General features: G+C 58.4%; 10 protein-coding genes and 2 pseudogenes. 4 read left to right on the top strand and 8 right to left on the bottom strand.

Annotated elements, in window-relative coordinates; translation table 11 throughout:
- Positions 1-782 precede the first annotated feature (782 nt).
- Entirely contained in the window at positions 783-1658 is an 876-nt protein-coding gene (locus B0G77_RS02955; RefSeq protein WP_133660770.1) for a cyanophycinase, read from the top strand.
- A gap of 249 nt (positions 1659-1907) precedes the next feature.
- Positions 1908-2732 carry a cyanophycinase gene (locus tag B0G77_RS02950; protein WP_133660769.1) on the top strand — a complete coding sequence of 275 codons (825 nt, stop codon included), beginning with the start codon at positions 1908-1910 and terminating at the stop codon, positions 2730-2732.
- On the opposite strand, the gene B0G77_RS02945 is transcribed toward B0G77_RS02950, so the two are convergent.
- From B0G77_RS02945 to B0G77_RS02930, 4 genes are all read right to left on the bottom strand, one after another.
- Positions 2729-4453 (bottom strand): transglutaminase family protein, encoded by a 1725-nt coding sequence (locus tag B0G77_RS02945; RefSeq protein ID WP_166656111.1) that lies wholly within the window; start codon positions 4451-4453, stop codon positions 2729-2731. The genes B0G77_RS02950 and B0G77_RS02945 overlap by 4 nt on opposite strands.
- Positions 4454-4603: 150 nt before the next feature.
- Positions 4604-4960: a hypothetical protein gene (locus B0G77_RS02940; protein ID WP_133660767.1), complete on the bottom strand. Its 357-nt coding sequence runs from the start codon at positions 4958-4960 to the stop codon at positions 4604-4606.
- A 119-nt stretch (positions 4961-5079) separates the two neighbouring features.
- On the bottom strand, positions 5080-7884 hold the full coding sequence (cphA, locus tag B0G77_RS02935) for a cyanophycin synthetase (RefSeq protein WP_133660766.1): 2805 nt from the start codon (positions 7882-7884) through the stop codon (positions 5080-5082).
- Positions 7885-9035: 1151 nt separating this feature from the next.
- Positions 9036-10418 (bottom strand): IS4 family transposase, encoded by a 1383-nt coding sequence (locus B0G77_RS02930; RefSeq protein ID WP_133660765.1) that lies wholly within the window; start codon positions 10416-10418, stop codon positions 9036-9038.
- Between the two features lie 328 nt (positions 10419-10746).
- Between B0G77_RS02930 and B0G77_RS43055 the strand changes: the two genes are divergently transcribed.
- Entirely contained in the window at positions 10747-10923 is a 177-nt protein-coding gene (locus B0G77_RS43055; protein WP_166656110.1) for a hypothetical protein, read from the top strand.
- Positions 10924-11201: 278 nt separating this feature from the next.
- Here B0G77_RS43055 and B0G77_RS02925 read toward each other — a convergent pair whose 3' ends face one another.
- Complete coding sequence (locus B0G77_RS02925; protein ID WP_243750916.1) at positions 11202-11999, bottom strand: substrate-binding domain-containing protein; 798 nt, start codon at positions 11997-11999, stop codon at positions 11202-11204.
- Positions 12000-12341: 342 nt separating this feature from the next.
- Here B0G77_RS02925 and B0G77_RS02915 point away from each other — a divergent pair, with 342 nt between their 5' ends.
- A complete protein-coding gene (locus B0G77_RS02915) occupies positions 12342-13025 on the top strand; it encodes a phosphatase PAP2 family protein (RefSeq protein ID WP_133660762.1) in 684 nt (227 codons plus the stop codon).
- 956 nt (positions 13026-13981) lie between these two features.
- On the opposite strand, the gene B0G77_RS02910 is transcribed toward B0G77_RS02915, so the two are convergent.
- The 3 genes and pseudogenes from B0G77_RS02910 to B0G77_RS45505 all read right to left on the bottom strand — a co-directional run.
- Complete coding sequence (locus B0G77_RS02910; protein ID WP_133660761.1) at positions 13982-14302, bottom strand: DNA-binding transcriptional regulator; 321 nt, start codon at positions 14300-14302, stop codon at positions 13982-13984.
- Positions 14292-14670, bottom strand: a pseudogene (locus tag B0G77_RS02905) (type II toxin-antitoxin system RelE/ParE family toxin). Before B0G77_RS02905 ends, B0G77_RS02910 begins: the two are co-directional and overlap by 11 nt.
- Before the next feature lie 264 nt (positions 14671-14934).
- Positions 14935-15033 (bottom strand): annotated as a pseudogene (locus B0G77_RS45505) (integrase); the annotation flags it as partial.
- Positions 15034-15112: the final 79 nt, after the last annotated feature.

Below are 15112 nucleotides of genomic sequence, written 5' to 3'. Positions count from 1 at the left end.
AAAGCTCAGCGATAGGCGGTTGACGACCCGATCCGGCCACTGGATCCCGCGCCCCTTCAATGGCAGCTTCCAGGATTCAACGGTCATCCGCGCCTTTGTGTCGGCCGGCAAGTATGCTTTTCCTTTCCGAGCGGTTGCGGATCGCGGGCAATGGTCGACCAGCGCCGTGACCCCGACGTCCACTTCCGAGAATATTGAGGGAGCACCCCGACCCAATAACAGTCACGTTTGCCGAAAAGGACAGCGGCTGAGTGTGATACAGAAGATTTGGCCCGGGCGGCAGGCGTCTAACCGATCTGCCGGGTACGTCGGCTGGTAACCGACGAATTGCGACGCTCCGGCGCCAAGCGCCACTGCATACTTGAATCGATGTGTCAGCATCGCACCACATCGGTTCAAATATGCACTTACTGCGTGCATATGCCATTCATGCGCTTCCGCGGCGGGCCGAAGTTCTCGCGAACTCGTTCGCAATCGCAATGCGCGCCAAGGGTTCGCGCCAACCCATGCGAACAAAAACGTTGGTGCATTTTTTGCTTTAAAATATTGTAAGGAGTGGGCGGGTGCAGATCTGGTGTGACGCGAGGAGGATGCAAATCTGTCCACGTATTGCTGCAGGCCTCAGGTTCGCGGGTTGCTGCACAGCGCTCACGAAGGTGCTGCCCGACTGATTCAGCATGGTCGTGGCGCTGCTCGAATCATCGGGCAGATAGCTGCGATTGCCGTGCCTGGGGGGCGGACCGCCACGGTCGCCGGTCAAGCTTTGAGAAGGAGTGAATGGTATGCGTACCGGAAGATCGCCGAAGGGTGCCACGCGAGGCTTTATTATCCCTATTGGCGGCGCGGAAAATCGGGTTCAGAACCCGGTTATCCTGCGCCGCTTCGTGAAACTTTGCGGTGGGTCACGCGCGCACATTGCAGTCATCCCCACTGCCTCCTCGCTGGATGACACTGGGGATCTCTATGAGTCGGTGTTCCGCGATCTCGGGGCTGACCGAGTCAGTATCCTGCCATTCAAGACACGCCGCGACTGCGAATCGGACAGATACCTGAAGGTGCTTGATCGCGCCGATGGGGTCTTCATGACTGGAGGCGACCAGATACGCCTCGCCGAGATGCTGAGCGACACACCTGCGGCGGACAAGCTTCGTAGCCGCAACGCACACGGCATGCACGTAGCCGGGACCTCGGCCGGTGCCTCCGCCATGTCCGCTGCCATGATTGCCGGGGGGAAGAGCGGGGCCACGCCCCGCGCCGGGATGGTCGATCTGGCACCAGGCTTGGGGCTCATCAGTCGCTTTGTTATCGACCAACACTTCAGCCAGCGGGATCGGCTCGGACGCCTGCTCACGGCAGTGGCTTCCATCCCGTTTGGGGCGGGCATTGGGCTGGACGAGGATACGGCCGCATTCATCGGTCCAGACGACACGCTGGAGGTGGTAGGCAGCGGCGGCGTCACCATCATCGACGGGTCGACTCTGCGCAATTCTGCAGCGGATTCCGTCCGCCATGACGACCCGGTAGGCTTGACCGGGATCCGTCTGCATATCCTGGTTGATGGCAATATGTATCATCTCGGGACGCATAGCCTGGTGGGCGGTACGTTGTCCGCGAGGAGCTACGCCCCCGGTGAATCGACCGCCACCGCTCTGACATGATCGGTTAGAAGAGGCAAAAGTCGGATCATCCACGAAGCGGGGCAGCGCATATCTGCGCTGCCCCGCTTCACGTTCCGCTTGCTGATATAAAATCGCATATCGGGCATCAATGACTCGGACGACGCAAAGGAAAGGCGTCAGCTGATTCGAGCCCGGCAGTAACAAAGCTCGGGGCGGAAAAGTGGATTACGTGGTGGCTGCACGAGACCGGGGCTACTTCGCGATTTGGCACTCTATGCGGAGTGAAAGTTGAGTCGTGCAAAGGCGCCCATTGGCGGTACACGAGGCTTTATCGTCCCTATCGGTGGCGACGGAAGGCTAATACGAAACGCTGCCATCCTGCGCCGCTTCATCGAAATTTGCGGCGGCTCCCGCGCGCATATCGGCATCATCTCTACGGGCTCCGCGACCAAGGACGCCGGCCGCCGTTATGAAAGGGCGTTCCGCGATCTGGGGGGTGATCGGGTCAGTGCCCTCAAATTTGAGACCCGAACCGACTGCGAGGCGAAGCGAAACCTGGACGTGCTCGATAGTGTCGACGGGCTTTTCCTCACGGGGAGCGACCCGGTCCATCTTTCCGAGACGCTAGGCAGTACTTCAATGGCGCAGAAAATTCGCATCCGGAATGCACAGGGTATGCACGTGGCCGGCACCTCCGCTGGCGCAGCGTTCCTGCCCGGGCAGATGATTGCGGCCGGTGAGAGTGGCACTACGCCGCGTGCTGATATTGTTCAACTAGCACCGGGCTTGGGCCTGATCGAGCGATTGATCATCGATCAGCACTTTCGCCACCAGGACCGGCTCGGGCGTCTGCTCATGGCCTTGACTTACAACCCACTTGCCATCGGCATCGGCCTGGATGAAGACACCGCCGCCTTTATCGGTCCGGATCATAGGCTGCAGGTCCTGGGCAGCGGCGGCATCACCATTGTGGACCCCTCCCAACTGCAACACTCCGCCATACATCCGGATCGCCGCCATGCCCCAGTAAGCGTAGTTGGCCTGCACCTGGACATACTGGTTGAAGGCAGCCTGTATGATTTGACAGCGCATATGGCGAGCATAAGGCGCTAATTCGCATTCATCCCGTCAGGGAGCGACTCGTGCAACGAGGCCTCCCGGAGAATCTTGATCTGAATGTCAGGTACAAAAAAGTCCGAATACATCAGATCGTTACCGACCTTTTCCCAGGAGTCGGGCCTGCATATCTCGCACATCTTTTCCGTCCTGCTGTTTTCTATATAGATCCACGACAGAGCGCCAAAAAACCTTTCGTGCCTTTCCGGCAGATTGTCCGATGAGCTTTCCATAGGTACCCATCCTACCGCGGGGACATAGAACTCTACCCACGCATGATCATAATCCGGCGCACAGACCGAGTTGACCCCTGCATATCTCAGTTTGTACTCGGGAACCTTGAAATCCCCGACCGGCCTGCATGCCACCCCGCAAAGCCTCATTAATCCTATCAACAGCTCCATGTACTTTCCGCAAGTCCCTTCGCCGCTTCTCAAGGTCTCAACGGGACTTGTATACCTGTTGTTGTAGCGGTACCCCAACCTGCTATAAACATATTCACGCACGGTTTTCGCAATCTTGACTACATTTCCGCGCTCTTTTCTCGGGATCGCCGAAATCAGGTCCGCAGCAATGCGTCTTAACTCTTGCCTATCCATATCGTACCTGAGCTCTTCCTTAAGAAATCGCGTCTTAATTTCGTCCGGATAGCCTGAATCCGGGGCACTCAACTTGAACCTTATCCCATATAGTTCAATTACGGCACTGTAGCCGAAGTAACGGCGTTCTTTATCAAGCTCAACGCCCCTAAAATCGAATTCCGCAATCTCGTTGCCGCTTTCGTCCCTTCTTATAACCCCTGGAACATCTCCAATAATTTTTACTGATTTCACCTTCTGCCTTCGCGTCTCGACCGGAATCGACAACCTGACGCACATCTTGACGCCCTTGATCCTTTCCAGAATATCACGGGCAGGCTTGAGCATTTCGGCATAAGAAAATTCCACTTCGTAACCATCCGAAAGCCCGAAATTTCCCGCCATACCAAGCCCCATTATTTTATAATCAAGTTTCTCTATAAAGCCATCTGAAATGTTCCTGTTGAGTTTTATATTTGGACTGTTGTCGACATCCGGCTTCGCGCCTGCATCATCAAAGACGTCCCAACTTTTCTGATTGTAGTATATATAGATGCCAGATCTTTCTATATCTGATGTTTTAACTGAAGCTATTCCAGACGCCCCCTCATGGGGTGTCGTCAGCGATGCCAGATGAGCCCCGTCAAGACTGTATATATAAATGGCCCGACTAATGTCACTCAATATGAAGAGGCGATCCCCATGCAAGGTAATGTCGTTTATTCTATTGCCCACATCCACTGACCGTATTGGCCGATCCTCATCCAGAATGAACAAGATCCCGCTACTGTCAGCCACGTAATATCTACCGCCTTTCCAATATAGGCCGACAACATCTTTTGCCTCATCGATTGTGATGGTGTCCATAACTTCATAGACCATCCCATTTTCTATCCCGAGCGCATAGATTCTATTAAAGCGCGAATAATTTATAATGCCATCCGGTCGCATAAATATGGCACCTGCCCCCTTGAACTCGTTGAAGCTCCTGAAGTTGACAACCCCTTGAAAGAATCCCGTCCGAACGTCAATTTTGCCAAGAGCCCCAAGCTCCGGATCTACGACGAAGATAGCATCTTCCTCGTTGCTATCTATTGAGGTGATGTTCTTTGCAAAAAACGGTTTTATCGAGGTGACCACAAATCCCCCGGATCCTTGTGATCGATGAGGCATGGGCCGGGCATACGCCCGACCCATTCTCTCCAAGTCTTGTCGAGGCGGCGCTTGAGACCGCAATAGAACTCCTTGATGGTGTGCGCTGCGCCTTCTGCGCACAAGCCACCAAGACCGCTAATGCTGCCGGCCTCTCGACGTTTCCCTCTCCCTGCCTCTCAGGTCTTCCCTCTCCCTGCCTCTCAGGTCTTCTCGCTCCCTGCCTCTGAGGTCTTCTCGCTCACTGCCTCTCAAGTCTTCTCGCTCACTGCCTCTCAAGTCTTCTTGCTCACCACCTCTCAAGGCCTCTTGAATAAAATCGGCAAAGTCCGAGAGGTGCCTTAGATTAGAATCCAAGGGATTGCGCGAAGACCCGCACATTGCTTCATGACGTATCAGGTCCAGGGCGATTTCGACGGCCATCCTCCGCTTCGAGGAGGCATCCAGCGTGTCGTCGTTATCGTTGTAGAGAAGAAATTTCTGTTTCTCATCCATTTTGACTCTCCAAGGTATTCCATGAAGGATGGACTTCATGCGTCATCCGCCCTGAAGCCCTGTCACCAGGTCAGCTTGCGACCGCCTGGCATATCGTCGTAACCACGGCGAAAACTCATTCAGTCTTCGATCTCTCGCGCCAACCGCACGCCGCGCTCGTCACGGATGATCTCCATGCTACTACTGTCCCACTCGAACCCGCCCAGGTCGTCCAGACGGATCTTGGCCGGGATCGGCCTACTGTCAATGGCGTGCCCTGTTTGCGGATTCGGCCTGAAACGCACGATCTGCTCCCAGGCACGGGTGTAGTCTTCGCTCAACAAGAGGAGCAAGTCGCCAGGCCCGGCCATTTCGAGCGCCGACTGATTCGCCGTCTGTTCATCGGCGATGACCTCGATCTGCTCTGCCCCGACTCCATTCTTGCGTAGTGACTCCCGCAGCATTTCCGGCACTTCAAGGTGATCCCGCCCACGCGAGTCACTGTCCCGGTGACAGATGTAGTGCTCAAAGTGTCCCGCCGCGACACGCCCGATCTCCAGGATGTCCTCGTCACGGCGGTCGCCTGGAACCGTCAGCGAAACGATCTTCGCACGCTCGGCTCCCAACCGGTCTACCAGACCGCACATGGTTTTCACGGCCGCGGGGTTGTGGGCATAGTCCAAAATCACCCTGAAGGGATGCTGATCGTAGATGTTCAGGCGACCGGGGGTCTGGAGGAAGGTGTTGTCAAAGGTGCGTAGACCACGGCGGATGCTCTCGAGATCGATCCCGAGGCCGTGGGCGAGGGCCGCAGCGAACATCGCGTTCTGCACATTGTGGAGTGCGAGCCCGTGCACCGTGGCCGGGATCACGTGAGTCCACAACAATGGAAAACGGTGACCGCTGTCCCACAGGCAGACCATGTGGCCGTTTATCTGTTCCTCCAGCACGACCGCCACGCCGCCCGCCTGGACGTGCTCATTTACCAAGGGGTGAGCAGCATTCATGGTCACGTAGCCCAGGCGGTTTGCGTGGCTATGATCCGCCATCTTCAGGCACAAGGCGTCGTCAGCGTTGAGGACGGCCATCTCCTTCGCCACCTCGATGACGATGCGCTTGACCTCCGCCATTTGCTCCACGGTTTCGACCCCGCGCAGGCCCAGGTGATCGGCGGTCACATTGAGGCAGCCCGCCACGCTGCATTCGGGATAGCCCAGACCCCGCCGCAGCAGGCCGCCCCGGGCCGTTTCCAGTACGGCGGCATCCACGGCAGGGTCCGCAAGAATCATGCGGGCGGACGTCATTCCGGTCATGTCACCTTTCACAGTCAGCAGCCCGTCGACATAGATGCCATCGGTTGTGCCCAAACCCACCGTGTACCCCGCCACCTTCATGATATGAGCGAGCATGCGCGAGGTGGTGGTCTTGCCATTGGTGCCGGTAATGCTGGCAATGGGGATGGTGCTGGGAGCACCGGGTGGAAACAGCATATCGATGATGGGTCCGGCAACGTCCCTGGGCATGCCTTCAGCTGGCGCCAGATGCATCCGTAGACCCGGGCAAGCATTCACCTCGCACATGGCCCCGCCGGTCTCACGATATGACGCGGAGATATCCGTGGTAATGAAATCAGCTCCCCCAACGTCCAGGCCGATGGCCCTGATGGCCCGGACGGCCATCGCCCGGTTGTCCGGGTGCACGCTATCGGTAACATCGATGGCGGTGCCCCCGGTGGAGAGGTTGGCGGTGGCGCACAAGTAGACGATCTCGCCCGGCTCAGGGACCGTCGCGGGACCATAACCCTTGTCAGCCAGGAAGCGTTCTGCCATGCCGTCGAGCTCCACGCGGGTAAGCACGTTTTCATGCCCCACACCCCGGCGTGGATCCTTGTTGACCTCTTCCACCAACTCCTCGATGGTGTGAACGCCGTCGCCCAACACATGTGCGGGGATGCGTCTGGCAACTGCCAACAATTGATCATTGACGACCAGCATGCGGTAATCAGACCCCGGTATATAGCTTTCGACGAGCACTGCCTCGCTGTACTCCTGAGCCCTCTCAAAAGCGAGCTCCACCTGCTCCGAGGTTGTGACCTGAACGGATACTCCCTGTCCGTGATTAGAGTCCAATGGCTTGATCACAACGGGATAGCCGATCTGTTCCGCACTATGGACGGCGTCGCGGGCGCTATAGACCTTGCGCTGCCTCGGCACCGGCAGGCCCGCGTCACGCAGGATCCGGTTGGTCTCCCCCTTGTCCGAAGCCAGGTCTACTGCGATCTGACGGGTCTCGCTGGTGAGCGAAGCCTTAATGCTTTTCTGGAAGCGACCGCAGCCGAGCCGTATCAGGCTCCCGCGGTTTAGGCGCGTACATGGAATCGCGCGCTTCATGGCGGCGCTCACCAGTGCGGCAGTGCTAGGCCCCGCGTCGCAACTCCGCGCATAACGGATGAATTCATCCAGTTCATGTTCAAAGTCGAATTCGTCATCGGAGTTCCGCTCCGGCTTCAGCTTCAGCTTCAGGTCTTCAGGAAACAGATGCTCGAGCAAAGCCAGGGAAAGGTCTCCGGCCTGCCGACCGACATCCTCGTCCAGGTATTCGTAGACTATGTCGTAATGCCCGCACGGCCCGGCGGCGCGCGTCTTGCCAAAACTCACATCCGAGCCCGCCACCTTCTGCAGCTCGATCGCTACGTGCTCCATGACATGGCCCAGCCACGTTCCTTCGCCTTCGCACATGCGCCGCACGAACCCACCGGGGGCTTTATAGGAACAGCCATGTTGCCGAAGGCCGGGCAGATAGCCAAGGAGACAATCGATGAAGCCTTGGCCGAGGCGCCCGGTTGGCCACTCTTCAAGCACCCCCAGATCGATGGTGTATCGAATGACCGGGAAATGGGCATGAATATTGGGTCCTTGATAGGCTACGATTGACTTGACTTCCATTTCATGACCTCCTTGCAGCTCTCGTTTCAGGCCATTACTCTCCAAAGCCGACGAAGTCCCTACGGCCATGGCCTGGTCTGATGCGGTTGTGAGGTAGATAGGAGACGAAATTGGGGATCGTGCACGCCAGCATTGTCCGGGAAGCCGCAAGCACTAACGTGACTCGACGGGCCTTCGTTTTCATGCAGGGAATGGACTCGGCCAAGATGGCAGAACAGCATCGCCACGAAACGACTCCGCCTTGACAGCGCGTTGCCGAGATGAGCAGCACTAGCCTTCTTTCTCTTTGGCCCTGACCTGGTGCGCTCGATGAGCGCGAGGACCTGACTGGACATGCTGCAGGGTGCCTTCACGTCGTGTCTCCTGGCCGGTGGTAGATGTGTTAAACAGTCACCCACACCCTAACGCTCCAGCGTCATAACCTTGAACTGGACGAGAGTTATTACAGGTAAGACGCGCGCTCCTTTGTAGTCGTCGCAACAGAGACGCACTCATGGGTGTTCCAAGCACGATGAATGCTCGGAACCATCACCGGCCGATCGGCCATTTTAAAAATAGAGGCATTTCCAGATAAAGCAACATCTCTTCTGTAATTTTCTGGCCGACATTTGAGATCTTGCCGAATCCGAACGCCTATCGGCTCACAGGAGCAAGGGACCTTGGCGAGCAACTGTCCTTGCGTCACGGCGAACGTGGCCCAATCGAGGAACCACAGATTGCCCGCGCACCGTTGCTCCATGGCAGATGGTTCGCCTGAACAACGTAAGTCAGATCATCCACCATCGTCCACTTCGGCGCGTCGAGACCGAGAGAGAGTCTCGTCCGGGCCGATCGCTCGATCGCTCGAATAGGCTGGCGGTTCCGCAAAGCCGACAAGAGGCGGACACGAACGCGCGGCCGGCAACCCGCATCCACCGCTTAGCGTGCTTTATTGTCGGAATTCTGAAGCCGCCCCTTCATGCGCGGCCGGGGTGCTGCGGCCGGTTCGGCATCAGCCGACTGTCCAGCACGCTCGCGATGTCGCGATCGATGGCCGAGAGGATGGGTTGCATGGGGTGCCCGTCGACATTCGGATTTTTTCGCCCCGACGGCATGCCGTGTCCCGCCCCCCCCCCGGAAGCTCAGGATTACCCACATTTCGGCTGAGCGATCTATTCGTCCTGCCTGAAGATGCGATACATCTCGGTGATTTCATGCAGGACCAGGAAGCCACGCCACATCACGGTGGGGCCGGGTGGGTGGTCGTGCTTGCGGTTCAGATAGCCGCCGAGTTTTGCAATCCACAACACCACTTCGCCGAGCGAGGGTGTTTGAGGCGGCGGTTTGGAGGTGCGGTTAGCGCGGCTATAGAGCGCACGCCACTCGTCGGGCTGCAGAAGCACCGCGCAGGACAGATGGGGATCGACGCGGCCCAGCAACGTCGCGTACATGATGCGCCAGGCGATCACGGCAAATAACGCGGTTGACCGGACGAACCGGTCCAGATTGCCGAACTGACGCTTTTCAATGCTGCATCCGCTCTTGAGCACACGGTGCCACGACTCGATCGTCCACCGCCGCGCATACCAGCCAAGTCGCTCGAGCGCGTCCTCCAGCGTGATGGTCGGCACGGAACTCAGCAGCATCCATTCGAGTGGCTCAACGCCTGCCGGCGGGTCGGTTTCGAGTGCGTGAATGGCAAACACTTCGACTCCGGCGAGCCCGGGCGAAGGTCGCTTCGGCGCGCGCAGCTGAACTGGCGTGCACCGCACCGTCAGACGTGCAGTGCGCTTCGCCGCGTTGCGCTGCGCCGGCACCTGCAGTTCGGTCTCGCCCATGGGCGCTGTCGCGGTCACGGTGTCCCACAGATACCGCTCCGGGTGGGCGGTGCGGCGATCCCATGCCGCACGCACGAGCCAGTCGACGCCCGCCGGCCGCTCGGCCACAAACACCTCGTAGACGTCGCTTTCCCGGTCCCCTGTTGCCACTATCCGGGTATCGGGGCAGCGCGCCTTGAGCGCGGCCAGATGCTCGACTCCTTCGAGCCATTTGGCACTCTCCTTGTCTTCGATCGGGCGCTGCTTGCGCTGCTTCTTCTTGCCCAGGTTCGCGTCCGGGCGTGCCCAGGTCTTCATGCCCAGCACGCCGAGCGGCAAGCCCTCCGGCGTCACGGCCAGCAAGCTGTGCAGCATGAAGCCACGCGATGTGTTGCCGGTGCCGTAGCCCAGTCCTTCAGTGGCCTCGAGGTGCGTCAGATTGAATTCGGTCGTGTCCTGCACTGCCAGCACGACCGGGACCTGTGTCATGCGCTGCAGCGTTTGCTCGACGTGCGGGGCAAGAACACCGTCGGTATCGACCTGTTCGTTGTCGAAGAAACGATAGGCAGCCTTGAGCTCGGCGGCATCAAGCGAGCGCGGAAAGGAGCAGTCGGGACTGGTCGCAAGCCGCCTTGCCAGCGCGACCAGCCGACTCGTCAAACGAGCATCGCCCAGATTGGCCGCACCGAATTCGGTGTCGGCCCAGTCATGGTTATGGGCGTCGTCTACAGAAGGCAATGGCGTGTGGTTTTACGGGACTTGCTCGCAAGTTAACATCGTCTGAGCCCGTTTACAAGCGCTCTTTCTGGAAAGTTGTGGGTAATCCTGAGCCCCGGAAGGGGGGCGCACGAGTCCCGATTGGATTGAAGGCTAGAATCCCGCGCGTGTGCGCCGCGCGCTCGAATAGTTACCTATGGGCACCCACCGGAACGAGCGCATGGCAATCGTCAAGCGCACGCCCGGGTTTGCCGAGCGCCGGGTCGCGGACTTCGACTACAGCATGTTCAGGAAGGCGGCATAACCGCCGTGCCGTTTCGGACTAGAATCCTCTGAGGAGGTGTCAGTCATGTCAGCTATCAAGCGCATCGATCCGGGCCATTCCGCCTATCAGGCCGCGCTGCACAGGACGACCCGCTACCCTACGGAGCACGTCACGTTGACGGCTAGCTCCAGGAAGAGGCTGCGCCCCTGTGCGCCGCATCGAAAGGTCGGGCGCGGCAAGGTCGGCATCGGCGGCAAGTAGGAACCTGCAACCCTTGTATGGCGTCGGGCTTTAGAAGGTGGCTTGACGTGAATTGGCTGTCCGGCGCGAGCACGGATGAGACGCGGTTCGTGACCGACAATCTTGCGATATAGGCAGCCTGTCCCGCATTCGGTGATACTGGTTACAGCTGGGCAGGTACCTGCCAGCGAACGCGGGACAGGTCGTCCGGAAGCGGCGTTTCGAATGTCGCTGATTGGCCGTTCCCGGAAAGTCGCCGGCCACTCAGGTCGAACGGCGCATAGGACACGCGTTTTCGCTCATTTCGCAGGCGTCGCCGAAAGCGGTTCGAGCCCGGTCCTCGAAATCGCGGGCGCCGCGTCCGGCGACGACAGAAAATGGATCAGCGCCTCTGCGCCGGCCGGATTTTTCGCATTGGTGGCGACGCCCCCGGAGAACACCGTGTACCTCTGCACTTCTGCGGGCAAACTGCCGACCACCGTCACCCCCTTCACCGGCAACAGTTCGACGACCTGCTGAATTCCGATCTCAGCTTCTCCATTCGCGACGGCATCGGCGACCTGCGCGTCCGGAATCATGCGGATCTTGCTCTCCATCGGCCCCGCGATGCCAAGACGCCGAAACAGTTCGCTGCCGACATAGACGTCACTCGGGCTGTCCGGATAGACGATCGACTTCGCTGCGAGCAGCGCTCGCCGCAATGCGTCGGCCGAGCTGATATCGGGCTTCGGCGTCCCCTCGCGAACCACCATGCCGATTGCCGAGCGTGCGAAGTCCACCTTACTGTCAGGCAAGACCTTGCCGGCATTGATCTGTTCGTCGAGCGCATACCCAACCACGATCAGCACGTCGGCCCACTCGCCACGCGCAAGCCGCACAGGGATCGCATTCGTAGCCGTACCCACCGCGGGCCCCCAGACGGTGATTAGCTTACGGCCGGTCGCCTCCTCGAATTGCGGGCCCAGTTCGCGATAGGCCGACGCAAACCAGCCCGAAATCATCACCTTGACCTCGTCTGCCAATGCGGCCCCGCTGCCCAGTAACGCGCCCGCTACGCAGAACGCGAGTGCGCGCATCCTCAGCTTGCGGATGGTCACGGCCCCGCCCCAATGTCGATCGGATGATCCAGTCCGGATATGCATCGAGTCCCAATGCCAGGCATCATGTTAGCCGGCATCGCGTGCGGCAGCGAGACTGCCGCAGTCTCAGCTTCACACTACCGCCGTCGACGGGCGATGTTCGACCCGGTGCAGACAGTCATCATCCTGCGAACTGTGCGGCGCGTCTCGGAGTGCAGCGGACATTCGCGGGATGAGGTCGTTGGCGGATTCTCGGCCGAAGCTCGATTGGGTCACGAAGGACAGCGGGTCGGCATTTCCGATGCGCATCCAACGGACTATGCTAACCCTCGATGCGACTACTAAGTTTCTTACAAAATAATGAACAACTTCGATTCGTCTATCGAAACATATCTGTCCAACATACACTTCGGTCATTTCGCGACCCAATCCATAGAAGCCATCGCCGACCTTTACACCTTCAAAGGCCTCGTACTCATTCCCGTGCTGTGGTGGATGTGGTTTCAGCAGGACGAACGCCGCGAATGGCGGCGAGAAATGGTTCTCGCGACGCTTCTCAGTGGCGTCGTGGCGATCTTCGTCGGAAGACTGCTGACTCACTGGTTGCCGTTCAGAGTGCGCCCCATCTATAGCGCTGAACTGCATCTGCACTTTGCAGGTAGCGCTATCAAGGACGCACTGCTGACAAGTTGGAGTTCCTTCCCAAGCGATCACGCGATGCTATGGATGGCGGTCGCCACCGGCATCTTCCTCGTGTGGCGGGGCATCGGTGGGCTGGCGATTGCCTATACCGTGCTGTTCATTTGCGTTCCGCGCGCCTATCTGGGCTTTCACTACCCAACCGATTTGCTGGTGGGCGCCGCCGTGGGAATCGGAATTGCCTATGTCGTGACGCGAGATGCGATCCGCGTGCGCTACGCGACTCCGGCGCTGCGATGGATCGAACGCTGCCCGGGGCTTTCAGCGATGCTGGCCTTCATTCTGTGCCTCGAACTCGTTACGCAGTTCGACGAACTGCGCAAGCTGGTGTCATTGGCGATCTGAAAGTCGTCAAAAACCTACGGTGTGAAACTCACTGAATTTCAAACCGTCCGTTTTCATCGAATTCCACGCCGCTGGTGACAAAGCTGGCGAGCGGTGTGCTCAAACATCTATGAACCACGCATTGCGGTGCGGCGCTGGGAGCGTGTCGGTGGTGGCGCCGCCCGAGCGAGTGGATTTTATCCAAGCTAGGTTCATCGACGCGACACGCGTCGTTGTGATCGAACGGCCGCTCAGAAAGCGGAGCAGTCGCACGAATGTCCATGTGACGGTCTAGATGAACGTCGCTTCATGGCCGGTTTGCGACGATGCTTTCCTGCTGAACCCGGCAGCCAAGATACATAGCCAAATAAGCCCTGGCCAATTAACATCGGATCTCGACGTTATTGACCGCATGGTTTCCGTCTAGCCAATTGACGTGTACTCATCTTGGCTGCGTGATCCAGCATGCAGTGATTCATGACAAGTGCTTAGCCCGGTTTTCCGTTCCTATGGGAAGTCCAGCGTTATGGAAAGTATGCTGATTTGGTGCGCCGGCGCTGGCCTGTCCCAAGGCCAATCCCTGCAACGAAACGCTCTGATTTTATTCACATAATGCTGCCGTCCTGCAGGGCGTACCCCGAAGGAGAACGGATCGAGGCAATTGAAGCTGTGCCGCCACTGTCACTCAAGCGCGGGCGGTTCTCCGCTCCCAACAAGCTGATCGTGTCGTTGCGAGGCGTCTTATTATGGATAGTGGTTGCGGCCGGCGAGGTAGGCCGCTTCGGCCGCAACCAATTCCTGCTTTCCATAACGCTGGACTCCCCATAGGAACGGTTACCGTTTTTTTGCGTAACTGTTCCCCTGCACCTCAAACCCCATAGTCGGCCGCGCCTCGATCCTTTACTGCTGTCCAGAAATGACAAAGGGCGCCGAAGCGCCCTCTAGATGTTTGCGGCTCTGAATAGCGCGCTGCGCGATCAGGCAAGCACCTCCAGGCCGTGCTTTTTGATCACCTGCAGGAGCCTGGCAGCCATGCCGCTGGGCTGCTTCTGACCGGTCTCCCACTTCTGAACCGTTGACGTGCTCGTGTTCAGATAGAGCGCGAAGACCGGCTGGCTGACCTTGGCTGCTTTGCGAATGAGCACGACGTCCTTGGCCTCAAAGTGCGGGGGCTCCTCGAGGCAGAGTTCGTCATATTCACGCATCGTCGTCTTGTCGATCAGTTTCGAACGGTGAAGACCGGACGCAGCGCTATGGATCGCTTCGAAGGCGTCACTCTTGAATCGTTTAGCAGCCATGGCAAATCTCCAGTAGTTCCCCGTCTTCCGCCAGTCGATCAATCTCGGTCGGCTTCAAATTCCCGTAAACCTTGGCGAGCTTCTTGAACGCCTTCAGCTCGTCTTTCTCAATGTTTTCGCGGGTCCTTTTTTGCAAAAATGAACACGAAAATCCAACACTTCCCCACCTTGTTCGCCACGATGCCTCGGTGCCTGTTTTTGTCGAGGCGCTTCTTCCAGACGTTCCCGCCCAGATTGTCGCCCTGACCATTCATCAGCTCCTCAGCCGCCTCGCAAAGCTCCTCGTCGGTGATTGCAGCCGCTTTGGCCGCCTTGGCAAACCATTGGGTTTTGAAGACGCGCTGAGAGCCGGAGCCTGCATGTGCTATAGGGGTATGGGGAGAGCCAATAATGTAGCACCAGGTGCAACACTTTTCAATAATCCCCTAATTTTTAGTTTTGTGCGCTACATCCGTACGAAAACGACCCGGTTTCGTACGGATCTGGGTGCCGCGAACCCTTTGAGTGGTGGTGTCTGAGCGTGTCTCAATACGAAACAGGCGCGCCATGGCTTTTCTTTGCAGAAAAAAACGGCCCGAGCGCCACGCGCGTGGAGGGTGGCGAACGATAACCGCTATTTTGCAACAGACGTCTTACTGACGGATCCTCTCTACCCCGTCCAGGCTAATCTCGTCGTGCCGCCGGTCGTACAGCTGGGTGGTGCGGCTCGACGCGTGATTCGCCATCGCCGCCGTGTTTCGGCATGAGTAGGGTAGGGCGCGCAAAAGAAAAGGCGCCGAAGCGCCTTGGTTGGTTCAGGTGCAGCCGCCG

Source organism: Paraburkholderia sp. BL10I2N1, from assembly GCF_004361815.1.
Classification (GTDB): domain Bacteria; phylum Pseudomonadota; class Gammaproteobacteria; order Burkholderiales; family Burkholderiaceae; genus Paraburkholderia.
The sequence above is the reverse complement of the archived record's forward strand: the minus strand, read 5'-3'. Positions and strand labels throughout refer to the sequence as shown.